Annotated in this window: 14 protein-coding genes and 1 rRNA gene; 2 read left to right on the top strand and 13 right to left on the bottom strand. The window is 71.8% G+C overall.

Annotation, left to right across the window (positions count from 1 at the left end):
• Positions 1-235 precede the first annotated feature (235 nt).
• On the bottom strand, positions 236-1,138 hold the full coding sequence (locus NS354_RS08730) for a segregation and condensation protein A (protein ID WP_058594143.1): 903 nt from the start codon (positions 1,136-1,138) through the stop codon (positions 236-238).
• A 4-nt stretch (positions 1,139-1,142) separates the two neighbouring features.
• Positions 1,143-1,994: a ParA family protein gene (locus tag NS354_RS08725; protein WP_082677990.1), complete on the bottom strand. Its 852-nt coding sequence runs from the start codon at positions 1,992-1,994 to the stop codon at positions 1,143-1,145.
• A 68-nt stretch (positions 1,995-2,062) separates the two neighbouring features.
• Between NS354_RS08725 and zapE the strand changes: the two genes are divergently transcribed.
• Entirely contained in the window at positions 2,063-3,175 is a 1,113-nt protein-coding gene (zapE, locus tag NS354_RS08720; RefSeq protein ID WP_058594141.1) for an AFG1/ZapE family ATPase, read from the top strand.
• A 93-nt stretch (positions 3,176-3,268) separates the two neighbouring features.
• Here the strand turns inward: zapE and NS354_RS08715 are convergent, their stop codons facing one another.
• The 10 genes from NS354_RS08715 to NS354_RS08670 are packed head-to-tail and all read right to left on the bottom strand — an operon-like array spanning position 3,269 to position 13,891.
• Positions 3,269-4,252 (bottom strand): site-specific tyrosine recombinase XerD, encoded by a 984-nt coding sequence (locus NS354_RS08715; RefSeq protein ID WP_058594140.1) that lies wholly within the window; start codon positions 4,250-4,252, stop codon positions 3,269-3,271.
• A complete protein-coding gene (locus tag NS354_RS08710) occupies positions 4,252-4,968 on the bottom strand; it encodes an NUDIX domain-containing protein (RefSeq protein WP_241490445.1) in 717 nt (238 codons plus the stop codon). Before NS354_RS08710 ends, NS354_RS08715 begins: the two co-directional genes overlap by 1 nt.
• Positions 4,961-6,655 (bottom strand): CTP synthase, encoded by a 1,695-nt coding sequence (locus NS354_RS08705; RefSeq protein WP_058594139.1) that lies wholly within the window; start codon positions 6,653-6,655, stop codon positions 4,961-4,963. The genes NS354_RS08710 and NS354_RS08705 overlap by 8 nt, the downstream gene beginning before the upstream one ends.
• A 44-nt stretch (positions 6,656-6,699) precedes the next feature.
• On the bottom strand, positions 6,700-7,962 hold the full coding sequence (locus NS354_RS08700) for an AI-2E family transporter (protein WP_058594138.1): 1,263 nt from the start codon (positions 7,960-7,962) through the stop codon (positions 6,700-6,702).
• A 37-nt stretch (positions 7,963-7,999) separates the two neighbouring features.
• Complete coding sequence (recN, locus tag NS354_RS08695; protein ID WP_058594137.1) at positions 8,000-9,691, bottom strand: DNA repair protein RecN; 1,692 nt, start codon at positions 9,689-9,691, stop codon at positions 8,000-8,002.
• Complete coding sequence (locus tag NS354_RS08690) at positions 9,688-10,614, bottom strand: NAD kinase (RefSeq protein WP_058594136.1); 927 nt, start codon at positions 10,612-10,614, stop codon at positions 9,688-9,690. The genes recN and NS354_RS08690 overlap by 4 nt, the downstream gene beginning before the upstream one ends.
• Positions 10,611-11,549, bottom strand: coding sequence for a TlyA family RNA methyltransferase (locus NS354_RS08685; RefSeq protein WP_153002162.1), 939 nt, complete (start codon positions 11,547-11,549; stop codon positions 10,611-10,613). The genes NS354_RS08690 and NS354_RS08685 overlap by 4 nt, the downstream gene beginning before the upstream one ends.
• Positions 11,536-11,751 (bottom strand): hypothetical protein, encoded by a 216-nt coding sequence (locus NS354_RS08680; RefSeq protein ID WP_058594135.1) that lies wholly within the window; start codon positions 11,749-11,751, stop codon positions 11,536-11,538. Before NS354_RS08680 ends, NS354_RS08685 begins: the two co-directional genes overlap by 14 nt.
• Positions 11,752-11,786: 35 nt before the next feature.
• Positions 11,787-12,833, bottom strand: coding sequence for an HAD-IIA family hydrolase (locus NS354_RS08675; protein ID WP_058594134.1), 1,047 nt, complete (start codon positions 12,831-12,833; stop codon positions 11,787-11,789).
• The gene (locus NS354_RS08670; protein WP_241490444.1) at positions 12,833-13,891 is read right to left on the bottom strand and encodes a hypothetical protein; all 1,059 of its coding nucleotides are present in this window, start codon (positions 13,889-13,891) and stop codon (positions 12,833-12,835) included. Before NS354_RS08670 ends, NS354_RS08675 begins: the two co-directional genes overlap by 1 nt.
• A 36-nt stretch (positions 13,892-13,927) precedes the next feature.
• Here NS354_RS08670 and NS354_RS13405 point away from each other — a divergent pair, with 36 nt between their 5' ends.
• Positions 13,928-15,079: a hypothetical protein gene (locus NS354_RS13405; protein WP_153002161.1), complete on the top strand. Its 1,152-nt coding sequence runs from the start codon at positions 13,928-13,930 to the stop codon at positions 15,077-15,079.
• Between the two features lie 5 nt (positions 15,080-15,084).
• On the opposite strand, the gene rrf is transcribed toward NS354_RS13405, so the two are convergent.
• A 5S ribosomal RNA gene (gene rrf / locus NS354_RS08660) occupies positions 15,085-15,201 on the bottom strand.
• Positions 15,202-15,261 lie beyond the last annotated feature (60 nt).

Raw genomic sequence — 15,261 nt, 5'->3', positions numbered from 1 at the left:
CGGCTCGTCGGCGACGATGAGCAGCGCCTCCAGCTGCTGCGACAGCGTATGCGCGCGGCGCGCGGCGGCGAGCTCCCCGCCGTCGGCAGCGCCGTCGCCCTCCGTCGCAGCGCCGTCCGCTTCGCCCTCTGCGAGCGGGGTCACTTCTGGTGCGTGTCGCGCCGCAGCACCCCCCGAAAGTGACCCCGCTCCGGAGTCGGGCCGGGGGTCGGAGGGCGGGGCGGCGCCGTCGTGCTCAGTCATAATCGTTCCCTAAGGTAGCAAGCTCGTCATCCGACCAGCCCTCGCCCACCCACTGCACGTACAGCTCCCCGAGCGGCTCCGCCTGCTCGAAGCTCACGGCGGCGCGACGGTACAGCTCCAGAACGGCGAGGAAGCGGGCCACCACCACTCCGCGCTCCTCCACTCCGGCGACGAGTTCGCGGAAGGATCGGGCTCCCGCGCCCGCAGCAGCGCCCGACCCATCGGCAGCACCCGGCTCGTCGTCGGGTCCGCCGTCCACGACACGCAGCAGGGCGACCACGATCGCGGCCTGCTCGCGGATCGACACGAGCGGCGCGTGCAGATGGTCGAGGCCGACCGTCGGAATCTCGCGCGGCGCGAAGGCGAGCGTCGCGATCGCCGCGAAGTCGGCGGCGCTGAGCGTCCAGACGAGCTCGGGCCCGCGCGAGCGGTACTTCGCCTCCAGCGGCACCTGCCGGGGGTGGCGGGCGCCCTCGGCGTCGAGGCGATCCCGGAACCACGCGCTCGCCTGCTTGAACGCCCGGTACTGCAGCAGACGGGCGAACAGGAGGTCGCGAGCCTCGAGCAGCGCGATGTCCTCGGCGTCGACCGCCTCGCCCTGCGGCAGCAGGCTCGCGATCTTCATGTCGAGCAGTGTGGCGGCGACCACCAGGAACTCCGAGGCGCGGTCGAGTTCGACGACGCCCTGCCCCTCGATGGTCGTGAGGTACGCGATGAACTCGTCGGTGACGAGGCTGAGGGACACCTCGGTGATGTCGAGCTCGTGCTTGCCGATCAGGGTGAGCAGCAGGTCGAAGGGTCCGTCGAAGACGTCGAGGCTGACGCGGAAGCGGTCGTCGGCGGGCACGGGATCCGCGCCGGCCGCAGCGGCTCCCGGATCCGTGTCCACCACCATGGCGCTAGGCGACGGCGCCGCGCTGCACGAGCTCGCGGGCCAGCTTGAGATACGCCTCGGAGGCGGCGTTCGACGGCGCGTAGTCGAGGATCGGCTTCGCCGCGATCTGCGCGTCGGGCAGTTTGACGGTGCGGCCGATGACGGTGTCGAAGACCTTCTCGCCGAACGTGTCGACGACGCGCTCGAGCACCTCGCGCGCGTGGAGCGTGCGGGCGTCGTACATGGTCGCGAGGATCCCGTCGAGTTCGAGCGCCGGGTTCAGGCGGTCGCGCACCTTGTCGACGGTCTCGACGAGCAGGGCGACGCCGCGCAGAGCGAAGTACTCGCAGGCGAGCGGGATCAGCACGCCGTGGCTGGCCGTCAGGGCGTTCACGGTGAGCAGCCCGAGCGACGGCTGGCAGTCGACCAGGATGACGTCGTAGTCGTCGGCCACCTTGCGCAGCACGCTGCCGAGGATCTGCTCGCGCGCGACCTCGGTGACGAGGTGCACCTCGGCGGCCGAGAGGTCGATGTTCGCGGGGATCACGTCGAGCCGCGGGGTGGCGGTCTGCTGGATCGCGTCGCGCGGATCCTTCACCTTGCCGAGCATCAGGTCGTAGATGGTGGGCACGTCGTGGGCGGGCACGCCGAGCCCCGCGGAGAGGGCGCCCTGCGGGTCGAAGTCGACGGCGAGCACCCGCCGGCCGTAGCGCGCGAGGGCGGCGGCCAGGTTGATCGTGCTGGTCGTCTTGCCGACGCCGCCCTTCTGGTTGCACATCGCGATGATGCGCGCGGGCCCGTGGCGGTCGAGCGGCTTCGGAGCGGGGATGACGCGTTCGGGTCGCCCTGTCGGCCCCAGTTCGACCTGTTTCGCCATACCCGGTCTCCTCCCGCTCGCTGACATTCCATCCTAGCCTGGCGCGTGCATCGCTAGGATCGGGGAACGTGACCGGACCGCGCGCGACCCCCGGCGCGGCCGCGCGGCTGCGCTCCGCCGTGGAGCGTTCGGCGTCGGAGAGCGGGATGGTGCTCGATGCGGCGCAGCGCGCGCTGCTCGGGGAGGTCTCGGAGGCGGCGGAGCGCTGGGCGGGCGGCGGCGCCGACGCACCGATCGGCGTCTTCGTGCACGGGCCCGCCGGCCGCGGCAAGACGTGGCTCGCCGCCGAGATCTTCGCGGCGATCGACGCACCTCCTCCCGTCAAGCGGCGCGTGCACTTCCACACGTTCTTCCAGGAGCTGCAGCGCCGCTTCGGCGCGCGGATGACCGCGCGGGATGCGATCGAGTCAACCGTCGCCGAGCTGCTCGACGGGGCGCGCGTCTTCTTCTTCGACGAGCTGCACGTGCACGATCCGGGCGGTGCGAGTCTGCTGAACCGCCTCGTCGCCGAGCTGGTCGCGCGCCGCATTCCGACGCTGCTCACCTCGAACTACGCACCTGAGGGGCTGCTCGACAACCCGGTATTCCACCACGTGGTCGAGCCGAGCATCGGGCTCATCCGCGAGCACTTCCTGGTGCGCACGCTCGACGGCGGAAGCGACTACCGCACGGTGGCCCCGGCGTCCCGCCCCGAGCGCGGCTTCGGTTCGGGGCGCTGGATCGCGTTCGGCCCTCGGGGCGATGCGCTGAGCGCCGCCCGCGCCGCCGGGCTCGCACCGCCCGAGCCGCACGAGTCGACGACGGTGCTCGACGGGCATCGCGCCCTGCGCGCGCTCGCGGTGCGCCGGAGCGAGGCGACGCAGGGCGTCGGGGCGACCGCCGAGGTCTGGTTCGCCTTCGCCGATCTGCTCGAGGCGCCGTCGATCGCGGAGGACTACCTGGAGCTCGCCGCCGCATTCGACCGCTGGGTGCTCGCCGACGTGCCGCCGCTCTCGGGGGCGAGCCGGGAGGCGCGGCAGCGGTTCGTCGGCCTCCTCGACGTGCTCGTGCACGCGGATGCGCCGCTCACCGTGCTCGCGCGCACCGATCGCGCGGGGTTCGTCGACATCTCGGATCCGCCGCCCGACCTCTTCCGCACCGTGAGCCGCCTGGCGCTCCTGGGCGAGGTCGGACCGGAGTGACGGGGTGACGGGGTGACGGGGTGACGGAGTGACGGGGTGACGGGGTGACGGGGTGACGCCGGCTGCTTCGCGCGCAGCTGCTTCGCGCGCGGGCTACTTCGCGCGCGGGTGGGCGAGCAGGTAGTGCTCCCGCAACGTGTCGGCGGTGACCTGCGTGTAGATCTGCGTCGTCGTCACCGACGCGTGCCCCAGCAGTTCCTGCACGGTGCGCACGTCGGCGCCGCCGGCGAGCAGGTGCGTCGCGAAGGAGTGGCGCAGCGTGTGGGGCGAGACCTCCTGGGCGAGTTCGGCGCGCTCCGCCGCCGCTTTGATCACGAGCCAGGCGCTCTGCCGCGAGAGCCGAGCCCCGCGCGGCCCGACGAACAGGGCCGGGGTGCCGGATCCGCGCGCCGCCATCGCCGGCCGCGCCCGCACCAGATAGGCGGCGAGCGCCGCCCCGGCGTAGCTCCCGTAGGGCACGATCCGCTGCTTCGATCCCTTGCCGGTCACCCGCACGAAGCCGCCGTCGCCCAGTGCGGCGACGGGATCGTGAGCGGCATCCGCGCGGCCGGGCGCGGTCAGCAGATCGTCGAGGTCGAGGGCCGTGACCTCGCTCACGCGGGCGCCGCTCGCGTACAGCAGCTCGAGCAGTGCGCGGTCGCGGAGGCCGACCGGGTCGTCGCCGCCCGCCGCCGCGAGCAGCGCCTCGACGTCGGCGATCGGCAGGGCCTTCGGGAGGCGCTGCGCGCGCTTCGGGGTGCGCACTCCGCTGCCCGCATGCGTCTCGAGCAGCCCCTCCTCGAACAGGAATCGGTGCAAGCCGCGCACGGTCGAGAGGCGGCGCGTGATGGAGGCGGCGGCGAGCGGCGGGCGCTCCCCTCCGTCTGCGTCGATCTGCGGGCTCGCGAGTTCGGCGACGTATGCGGAGAGCGTCTCCGGGGTGACGCTGCCGAGGTCGGGCACCCCGCTGCGCTCGAGCCACGCGGCGTACGCGGCGAGGTCGCGCCGGTAGGCGGCTTGGCTGTTCGCCGAGAGCCCGAGTTCGAGCGCGACGTGGCGCAGAAACCGCTCCGTTCCCTGCGCGACGCTGAGCGGCATCAGTGCGAGAGCTCTCCCCGCACGGCGTCGCGACCGCTCCACGGCAGTTCGGGATCGCGCAGCGTGCGCCAGCCCCGGGCGCGGGCGGCGGCGGCGGCGAGCACGGCGTTCGCCGTCACCGTGTTCTGCATGCGGCCGTCGAGCACCGCGTCCACCGCCGCGTCGAGCGGCACCCACTGCGGGTGCAGTTCGGCCTCCTCCTCGGAGCGCACGTAGTCGTGCTCCACGGGCGACAGGCCGCGCGCCACGAAGATGCGCATCGCCTCCGTCGAGCTGCCGGGGGCGAGGAACACGTCGAGCAGCAGGTGCCAGTGCTCGGCCTGCAGGTCGACCTCTTCGGCGAGCTCGCGCTGCGCGCCGGCGAGCCCGGATTCGCCGGCCACGTCCATCAGTCCGGCCGGGATCTCCCAGAGGCGGTGCCCGGTGGAGTGCCGGTACTGCTTGATGAGCAGCACCCGGTCCTCGTCGTCGATGGCGAGCACGGACACGGCGCCCGTGTGGTCGAGGTACTCCCGCTCGAGCTCCGCGCCCGCGAAGTCGAAGCGGTCGCGCCGCATGTTCCAGACGGCGCCGTGGGCGAGCACGGTGCTCTCCTCCACTCGCACGTCGTCGGCGCGCTCATCGGCGAGGCCGCCGAACGCGTCGGCGCGCTCGTTCACGAGGCCGCCGAACGCGTCGGCTTCCTCGTGCGGCGTCGCGCCGACGGCGTCACTCACCGTTGTCGACCTCGAACAGCTGGGCGGCGTCGCGACGGTGGATCGCGGCTTCGACGAGCCCGGCGAACAGCGGGTGCGGCATGCCGGGGCGCGAGCGCAGCTCGGGGTGCGCCTGCGTCGCGATGTAGAACGGGTGCACGTCGGTCGGCAGCTCGACGTACTCCACGAGGGCGCCGTCGGGGCTGGTTCCCGAGAAGGAGAGGCCCGAGGCGCCGATCTCGTCGCGGTAGCGGTTGCTGACCTCGTAGCGGTGGCGGTGGCGCTCCGTCGCGGTGGGCGCGTCGTAGAGCGACGCCGCGAGCGATCCCTCGGCGAGCGCCGCCTCGTAGAGGCCGAGGCGCATGGTGCCGCCGAGGTCGCCGCCGTCGATGATGTCGACCTGCTCGGCCATCGTGGCGATGACCGGAACCGGGGTCTCCGGGTCGAACTCGGTGGACGACGCTCCCTCGAGGCCGGTCACGTTGCGGGCGTACTCGATCACCATGCACTGCAGGCCGAGGCACAGGCCGAGCGTCGGGATGTGGTTCTCGCGGGCGAAGCGGAGGGCGCCGAGCTTGCCCTCGATGCCGCGGATGCCGAAGCCGCCGGGCACGCAGATGCCGTCGACGTCGCCGAGCGCTTCGAGCGCCCCCTCCGGCGTCTGGCAGCTGTCGGAGGGCACCCATCGGATGTTGACCTTCGTCGAGTGCGCGAAGCCGCCGGCGCGCAGCGCCTCGGTGACCGAGAGGTAGGCATCGGGCAGGTCGATGTACTTGCCGACGAGCGCGAGCGTCACCTCGCCCTTCGGGTGGTGCACGGCGTCGAGCACGGGCTGCCAGCCGGCCCAGTCGACGTCGTTCGCGCGGTCGGCGAGCCCGAGGTTCTGGACGATGATGCTGTCGAGGCTCTGGTCGTGCAGCAGCTGCGGCAGGTCGTAGATGCTCGGAACGTCGATCGCGTTCACGACCGCGTCCTCGTCGACGTCGCACATCAGCGCGATCTTGCGGAGGTTGTCGTCGGTGACCGGTCGGTCGCTGCGGAGCACGAGGGCGTCGGGCTGGATGCCGATCGAGCGGAGCGCGGCGACGGAGTGCTGGGTCGGCTTCGTCTTCTGCTCGCCCGAGGCGCCCATGAAGGGCACGAGCGAGACGTGCACGAAGAAGACGTTCCCCCGCCCGAGCTCGTGGCGCACCTGTCGCGCGGCCTCGAGGAAGGGCTGCGACTCGATGTCGCCGACCGTGCCGCCGACCTCCGTGATGATCACGTCGGGGCGCGGCGTCTCGGACGCCTGCAGTCGCATGCGTCGCTTGATCTCGTTCGTGATGTGCGGGATCACCTGCACGGTGTCGCCGAGGTACTCTCCGCGGCGCTCCTTGGCGATGACCGTCGAGTAGATCTGGCCGGTCGTCACGTTCGCGGCCTGGGAGAGGTCGATGCCCAGGAATCGCTCGTAGTGGCCGATGTCGAGGTCGGTCTCAGCGCCGTCGTCGGTCACGAAGACCTCGCCGTGCTGGAAGGGGTTCATGGTGCCCGGATCCACGTTCAGATACGGATCGAGCTTCTGCATGACGACGTGCAGCCCGCGCGCCGTCAGCAGGTTTCCGAGACTCGCCGCGGTGAGGCCCTTGCCCAGCGAGGAGACGACACCTCCGGTCACGAAGATGTGTTTGGTGATTCCGGCCTGGTCCGCGCTCTGCTCTGCTCCCACGGGCTTCAATCCTATCAGTTCGATTCGGTCACTGGTGCGCGGGTTCAGCGCAGTTCCTGCCGGGGCACCCACACCTGCTTGATGATCATCAGCACGGCGGCGGTCACGGGGATCGCGACGAGGGCGCCCAGCAGCCCGAGGAGGGTGCCGCCGGCGAGCGCTCCGATGACGACGAGCGCGCCGGGCACGGAGACGACGCGGTTCATCACCCGCGGGGTCAGCAGGTACGACTCGACCTGCATGTAGATCAGGTAGTAGATCGCGGCGATGATCGCGGTCGTCGGGTCGTTGAAGAGCGCTACCACGGTGACGAGCACGGTCGCCACGACCGATCCGATCAGCGGGATGAGCGCGAGGAAGAAGACGCCGACCGCCACGAGACCTGCGAACGGGACGTCGACGATCGTCATCATCACGAATCCGAGCACTGCGTTGATGAAGGCGAGGATGACCATGCCGTTGACGTACCCGCCGACCGACTTCGTCACCTGCTCCGTGATGTCCATCACCTTCGCGCGGCCCGACCTCGGCACGAGCGAGTAGAAAGCGCGTTTCATCGACTGCAGCGATGCGAGGAAGTAGAGGGTGAGGATCAGCACGATGAGGCCGGCCGTGAGCCCGTTGGCGACGCCGATGCCCGCCTGCCACACGCCGCCGGCGACCTGCGCCCAGTTCTCGGGGTCGCCCACGAAGTCCTGCCCGATCGCGAGGAGCTGATCGAAGTCGATGAACTTGCCGAAGCGCTCGTTGAGATCCTCGAACCAGGGCTGCCGCATGATGTCGCGCACGAGCCAGGGCGCGCTGCGCACGAGCAGCGTGATCTGGTTCGCGATCATCGGGATGACGAGCGCGAGCAGCCCGGCGATGACCGCCACGAACCCGCTGAACACCACGGCGATGCCGATCGGCCGCTTCAGGCCGCGCCGCTGCAGCGCGCGCACCACCGGGTCGAGGCTGAGCGCGACGAACAGCGCGGAGGCCACGTACATGATGATCGTGGTGAGCTGCTGGATCATGCCGCCGAAGAGCAGGGCGACGAGCACACCGAGCGTGATGGTGAATCCGAGCTGGAACGGCCCCCGGATCACGAATTCGCGCGTGCGTGCCTTCGCCCGCTCCTCGCGGGCGTCCACAGCCGCTTCGCGCGCGTCGCGGTACATCTCGCGCGTCTCGGCGTCCATCTGCTCGAGGTCGGCGTGCTTCACGTCGGGGTGCGTATCCAGGTACGCGGCCTTCGTCGCGGCGTCATCGCTGATATCGGGCTTCACCGCGCCGCGGGCGCTCAGCCGGCCGAACCACTTCACCATGTGTGGAGCGTAGCAGTGACCGCGGACACGGCTGCGCTCACATCGTTTCGCGCAGCGACAGCAGTTCGGCCGCGTGCTCGAGCGCGCTCCCCGAATCGCTCAGCCCGGAGAGCAGGCGCGCCATCTCGGCGAGCCTCGCGTCTCCGTCGAGGCGGCGGCAGCTGCTCTCGGTGAAGCCCCCTGCCGAGTCTTTGACGACCTGCAGATGGTTCGACGCGAAGGCGGCGACCTGCGCGAGGTGGGTGACCACGATCACCTGCGACGTGCGGGAGAGCCGCGCGAGGCGACGCCCGATCTCGATCGCCGCGGCACCGCCGACGCCGGCGTCCACCTCGTCGAACACGAAGGTCGGCACGGGGTCGACTGCGGCCACGACGACTTCGAGCGCCAGCATCACGCGCGAGAGCTCGCCCCCTGAGGCGGTCTTCGCGATGGGACGCGGGGCCGCCCCGGGGTGCGGGCTCAGCAGCAGCTGCACGTCGTCCCCGCCCGAGGAGCCGAGCGCGGGTGATGCCGCCACGTCGACGACGAACTCGGCGTCGGGGAGCGCGAGCTGGCGCAGTTCAGCGGTGACGAGCTGCGACAGGCGCGCTGCCGCTTCGGTGCGCTGCTCCGTCAGGCGAGCGGCGAGCGCGCGCTCCCGCTCGGTCTCGGCTTCCAGTCGCTCCGCGAGCTCGTCGACCAGCCCGCCGTCGCCGTCGAGCTCGGCGAGGCGCTCGGCGGCGGCCTCCGCGGTCGCGATCACGGCGGCGCTGTCGGCGCCGTACAGCCGGAACAGTCCGTTCAGCGCGGCGAGCCGGTCGTTCGCCCGCGCCAGCTCCCCGGGCCCCTCCTCGTCGAGGTCGCCTGCGTAGGCCGCGAGCTCCGTCGCGGCGTCCGCGATCTGGAAGCTCACGCCGCGCAGCGTCTCGAGCACGGCCGCGAGCCGCGGGTCGAAGTCGGCGACGCGCTCGAGCTCGCGCACCGCTTCGTCGACGAGGCCTCCCGCGTCGCGCGCGAGCGGATCGTCGGATTCGCTCGCGAGCGCCTCGTGCGCCGCCGATGTCGAGGCGCGGAGTGACTCGACGTTGCTCAGCAGCTCGATGCGGGCGGCGAGCTCGGCCTCCTCCCCCGCCTGCGGGTCGACGGCCGCGATCTCGTCGAGCTCCGCCCGCAGTCGCGCGGCCTCGGCGGCGCGCTCGTCGCGCGTCTCGGTCAGCTCGCGCACGCGCTCGCTCAGCAGCTGGCGCTCGCGGTGGCTCTCGCGGTATTCCGCGAGCGTCTCCGCGATGGCCGACCCTCCGAAGCGGTCCAGAGTGTCCCGCTGCGCCGCCGCCGATTTGAGGCGCAGCTGCTCGGACTGGCCGTGCACGGCGAACAGCCGATCGGCCAGGCGGCCGAGACTGCCGACGGGAGCGCTCGCGCCGCCGACGCCCGCGCGGCTGCGCCCTTCGGCGCTCACCGTACGGCTGAGCACGAGCTCGTCGTCCTCGATCTCGCCGCCGAGCTCGTCGACGATATCGGCGACCGCGGGGTCGGCGGTGCGCACGATGCCGTGCACGCGCGCCTGCGACGCTCCGGCGCGCACCGCGCCCGCGTCGCTCCGCTCGCCCATCAGCAGCCCGAGTGCGCTGACGACCATGGTCTTGCCCGCGCCGGTCTCACCCGTGATCGCGGTGAACCCCGGGCCGAGCGGCACCGTCGAATCGACGATCACTCCGAGATCCCGGATTCTGAGTTCTTCGATCATGCGACCTCCCCACCGCGTCGGCTGCCGCGCCATCCCGACGTCGGCAGGTGGAACTTGCGAACGAGCCGGTCGGAGAATACTCCGGCGTTCAGGCGCGCCAACTTCACCGACTCCGCGGATCGGCTCACCGTCACGATCGAACCGGCGGGCAGCTCGGTGCGCCGCCGACCGTCGCACCACAGCACCCCGGGGCCGATGTTCTCCGGAAGAATGCGCACGCGCAGCTCCGAGTCGGTGCCGGTGACGAGGGGGCGGTCGAACAGCGCGTGAGCGGCGATCGGCACGATGAGCATCGCCTGCACGGTCGGCCACACGATCGGGCCCCCAGCGGAGAATGCGTACGCCGTCGAGCCGGTGGGGGTGGCGAGCACCACGCCGTCGCAGGCGAACGTCGATATGGGCCGGCTGTCGACGCCGATCTCCACTTCGAGCATGCGCCGCTGCTTCTCGACGCTCGCCTCGTTGAGCGCCCATGTGTCGGCGATCAGCCGGCCGTCGAGCGTCGCCCGTACGTCGACGGTGAGGCGCTCCTCGACGGTGTAGTCGCGGCGCAGCACGCGGTCGATGGTCGTCGTGAGGTCGAAGCTCTCCATCTCGGCCAGGAACCCGACGTGGCCGAGATTCACACCGACGATCGGGCACTCCGATCCGCGCAGCAGTTCGGCGGCGCGCAGGATCGTGCCGTCGCCGCCGAGCACGATGGCCGCTTCGAGCTCGGTCACGCTGGCGTCGGCGCCCAGCAGGGCGGTGCGCTCGACCTCCAGGTGCGGCGCGAAGTCTGCGCGATCCTGGGCGTCGAACACGGGCACGACGTCGGCTTCGAGCATCGCCGTCACCGCCTCGACGGTCGCGGCCACCGCCTCGTCGCGGTGCGTGTGCGAGACGATCAGGATCCGCCGCGGTTCGTCGAGCTGCATGCTCATCGCCCTTCGTCCACTCGTGCCCGGTCGGTTGTCGAACGCGCGTCGCGGGCTCCGGTGAGCTCGGCGATGCGCGACTCCCATTCTGTCGGAACCACCTCGCCGGCGCGCACGAAGCCGCCGAGGAACTCGCGATTCCCGTGGGTGCCCGTCACCGGGGAGGCCGCGAGGCCGCTCAGCGCGAACCCGTGCTCCTCCGCGGCGCGCTGCACGCCGAGCACCGCGTCGCGCCACTGCTCGGGGGCGGTGACGACGCCGTCCTTCACACGGCCCACTTCGAACTGCGGCTTGATGAGCAGCACGAGCTGCGCGTCGGAGGCGGCGCACGCGGCGATCGCGGGCAGCACGAGGCGCAGCGAGATGAACGACAGGTCCGCCACCACGAGCGTGGGCGGCTCGGTCACCCCCGTGTCGGCGGCGAGGTTCGCCGGCGTGAGCTCGCGTGCGTTGCGGCCCTCGACGAGTTTGACGCGCGGATCGTCGCGCAGCTCGGCCGCGAGCTGGTCGTGGCCGACGTCGACGGCGAGCACGGCGCGAGCGCCGCGTTCGAGCAGCACCTGCGTGAAGCCGCCGGTCGAGGCCCCGAGATCGAGCGCGATGCGGCCGGCGGGGTCGACGCCGAACTCCTCGAGCGCTGCGAGCAGCTTGTGCGCGGCTCGGCCGACGTAGTGATCGTCGTCGGCGACCGTCACGATGTCGCCCAGAGCGACGCGCACCCCCGGCTTCGCCGCCACGGCGCCGTTCACGGTCACCCGGCCGTCTCCGATGAGCTCCGCCGCCCGGCTGCGCGACCGTGCGAGTCCGAGCTGCGGCAGTACCCGGTCGAGGCGCTCGGCGTCGCCCGCCCACACCGCACGTCGCTCGGCGTGCGGCAGCTCCGCGGCGCTCGGGAGCCCCGCGGCCCCCGTGCGATCCGCACGCGCCTCACGCCCCGCCATGATCACCCCGCTGGAGCTCGGCGAGCAGCTCGTCGTGCAACTGCTCGAACTGCGCGGCCCGCTGCGGCAGCGGCTGGGATTCGATCAGCTCGATGCGACTCACGAGACCATCGGCCTCCGCTCCGGCACCGGCGGCGCTCCGGGCAGCCTCCTGCGCCGGCACGTCGCGGTGCTCGCTCTCGCCCCAGTCGGTCTCGCCCATGCATCAAGCCTAGCGAGCGCCGCCGACAAGCCGGCTCAGGCCGCGCGCCAGTGATCCTCGTACAGAATCTCCGGCACCTTGAGACCGTAGATCGCGAGCCCGGAGGCCCAGATCGCCGCGCACCCCGCCCGGAGCAGGTTGATCGGGGAGTCCCCCTCGGCGACGACCGAGGCGATGTGGCCGTCCATGCGCACCTTCGCGGTGCCGACCTGCATCGTGCCGTCCTTCAGCCGCTCGGTCGACGGATACGGCTCGTGCAGCTCCGACAGCGACGCGACGATGTACTCGGGTCGCATGTCCTGCGACGCCGCGACGAGCTGCTTCGGTCGGTCGACGCCGGTCAGCACGTGCAACGACGGGATGCCGGCCGCGACCGCACCCTTGATGTCCGTGTCGAGGCGATCTCCGATCATGAGCGCGTTGCGCGTGCCGAAGCGCTCGAATGCGGCTTCGAAGATCGGCGTCTCCGGCTTCCCGGCGAAGACCGGCAGCCGCTGCACCGCGGTGTGCACCGCGGAGACCAGGGTGCCGTTGCCCGGGGCCAAGCCGCGCGCCACGGGGATCGTCCAGTCGGTGTTGGTCGCGATCCAGGGCAGGGGCTCGCGCCCGGGCTCCTCCGCGAGCGCGAACGCGGCCTCCGCCAGATGCGCCCAGCCGACCTCGGGGGCGAAGCCCTGCACGACGGCAACCGGATCCTCATCGGCGCTCCGCGTCACCTCGAAGCCGGCCTTGCCGAGCTCGTCGACGAGACCGTCGCCGCCGATCACCAGCACCCGCGACCCCGGGGCGACCGTCTGCCGCAGCAGCGTCACCGCGGCCTGCGGGGACGTGACGATCTCGCCCGCCTCCGTCTGCAGCCCCAGTTCGCGCAGGTGGGCCGCCACCGTCTCATCGGTGCGCGACGCGTTGTTCGTCACGTAGCCGACGCGCACGGTCTGCGCCGCCCGGTTCAACTCCTCCACGGCGTGCGGGATCGCGTGCGGGCCCCGGTAGATCACGCCGTCGAGGTCCGCGAGCAGCAGCTCGCGGCCCTCGATCGGCGCTGCGCCGAGCGCGGTGGCTCGTCTGCCGAACAGCCCCATCAGTCGCGCCGCTCCGCATCTGCATCCGGCTCGTCGCCGGCCGCTGCGGCGCCCGACGCCTCGTCGGCGCCCGATGGTGCATCGGACCCGCCGCTCCGGTCGGTATCGCCCCCGATGATGCCCGCGGCGGCGAGGAGTTCGTCGACCTCGGCCTCGATCGACATCTCCTCGTATTCCGCGGCGCCGGCGCCGGCGCCGTCCTCGTCCGTGGCGACCTCGGCGGCTTCGGGCTCGACGGACGCGTCGAATTCGACTGCCCCGTCGGAATCCGCCGCGGCGTCATCGGCGGCATCGGGATCGACGGCGGCGTCGGGATCGACGGCCTGGAACTCGCCGATCACCTCCTCCGCGGCCTCGTTCTCGAGCTCCGCGTCGCGCTCGTCGTCGATCACGTCCTCGTACACCTCGAAGACCTCGAGCTCGTCGAGCGATCCGTGGTGCGCCTGCAGCGCCCGCGCAGCGCGCTCGGCGTGCGCCAACCACTGCGCCGCCTCCCGTGAACGACCGAGGTCTTCGAGCACGGCGGAGTATGCGGCGAACAGGTCGGGGCTCCACGAGAAGGCCTTCGACGGATTGAGCTCGGGGATCTCCAGTTCGAAGAGCGCCTGCTGCGTCTGCCCGAGGTCGAGGCGGGCGCCAGACATCGCGATCGCGAGATGCACGCGCTGCTCGGTGTCGAGACGCGATGCGTCCACCTCGAGCCCGGTCTCGATGGCCTTGTCGGGACGGCCGAGACCGCGCTCGCAGTCGACCATGAGCGAGACGTGCCCGTCGAGGCCGCTCAGCCGTCGGTACGTGCGCAGCTCGCGGAGCGCCAGGGCGAAATCGCCGGTGCGGTACGCCGTGATCGCGAGGGTCTCGCGAGCGACCGGAATGCGGCCCGCGCGACGGTTCGCGGAGAGCGCGTGCTGGTGCGCGAGCTCCGGGTCGTCGTCGATCAGGAACGCCACCATCGCCAGGTGCCGCGCGACGCGCTCCTGCACGTCGGCCTGCAGGGTCTTCAGCTCGTTGCGCGCCGACGGGTGGAGGTCTTTCGGCTCGACCTCGTCGGGGAGCACGGGATCGCGGTGGTCCGAGCGTACGGGGCGCAGCTCGTGCTGCAGCCGCTCGGCCTCGGTGAACGTGCGGTCGCGGCCGCCGCGGTCGCTGCGCCCCGCGCCGCGGGTGCCGCCCCGACCGTAGGCGGGCGCTCCGTCGCGCTGCGCACGGCGATCGTCGCGGTCGCCGAACTCGCGCCGCGGACCGCGGTCGTCGCGGTCGCCGCGACGCGGCGCACGGGAGTCCCGATCGTCGCGGCCCGGACGACGGTCATCCCGGTCGCCGTACTGCGAGCGACGGTTGTCGCGGTCGCCGAACTCACGGCGCGGTCCGCGGTCGTCGCGCTGCGGACGACGATCATCCCGGTCGCCGTACTGCGGACGGCGGTTGTCGCGGTCGCCGAACTCACGGCGCGGTCCGCGATCGTCGCGCTGCGGACGACGATCATCCCGGTCGCCATACTGCGGACGGCGGTTGTCGCGGTCGCCGAACTCACGGCGCGGTCCGCGATCGTCGCGCTGCGGACGACGATCATCCCGGTCGCCATACTGCGGGCGACGGTTGTCGCGGTCGCCGAACTCACGGCGCGGTCCGCGATCGTCGCGGTTGCCGGACTGCGGACGCCGGTCGCCATCACGCTGCGGGCGTCGGTCGTCACGGTTTCCGTAGCCGGGGCGACGGCGCTCGCCATCGCGCTGTGCGCGGCGGTCGCCATCGCGGTCCTCGAAGCTCCGCCGCGGTCGGCGGTCGTCGCGGTTGCCGTACTGCGGGCGCCGCTCGCCGTCCCGCTGCGGGCGGCGCTCGCCGTCCCGCTGCGGGCGCCGGTCGCCATCGCGCTGCGGACGACGGTCGCCATCACGCTGCGGGCGCCGGTCGCCATCGCGGTCGTCGAAGCTCCGCCGCGCTCCGCGGTCGTCGCGGTTGCCGTACTGCGGGCGGCGCTCGCCGTCCCGCTGCGGGCGGCGGTCATCGCGGTTGCCGAAGTCGGGGCGGCGACGCTCGCCGTCGTTCGCAGAGCCAGGGCGGCGCCCGTTCCGGTCGCCGTCTCCGCGCTGTTTCCGGGGTCCACGATCCGAGAAGTCGTTCCGACCGGGTCGTTCGTTCATGGGATGCCTCCGAAGATCAGCGCTGTTGAGATGTCGATAACAAGCGAAAGGGCCGCACAATGCGAGCCAGCATTGGCTCTCACTGTACGACCCTTTCTGTAAAAGGTGTCCGGCGGTGTCCTACTCTCCCACAAGGTCCCCCTTGCAGTACCATCGGCGCAGTCAGTCTTAGCTTCCGGGTTCGGAATGTGACCGGGCGTTTCCCTGACGCTATAGCCGCCGTAACTCTATTCACATATGACCACACCCACCCCCAACGGGTGACTGCGTGGCCGTACGTCTAG

Origin of the sequence: Leucobacter chromiiresistens (assembly GCF_001477055.1) — a bacterium.
In the GTDB taxonomy this organism is placed as follows: Bacteria; Actinomycetota; Actinomycetes; order Actinomycetales; family Microbacteriaceae; genus Leucobacter; species Leucobacter chromiiresistens_A.
Note: the sequence above shows the minus strand (reverse complement) of the source record. Positions and strands in the feature narration are given on the sequence as shown.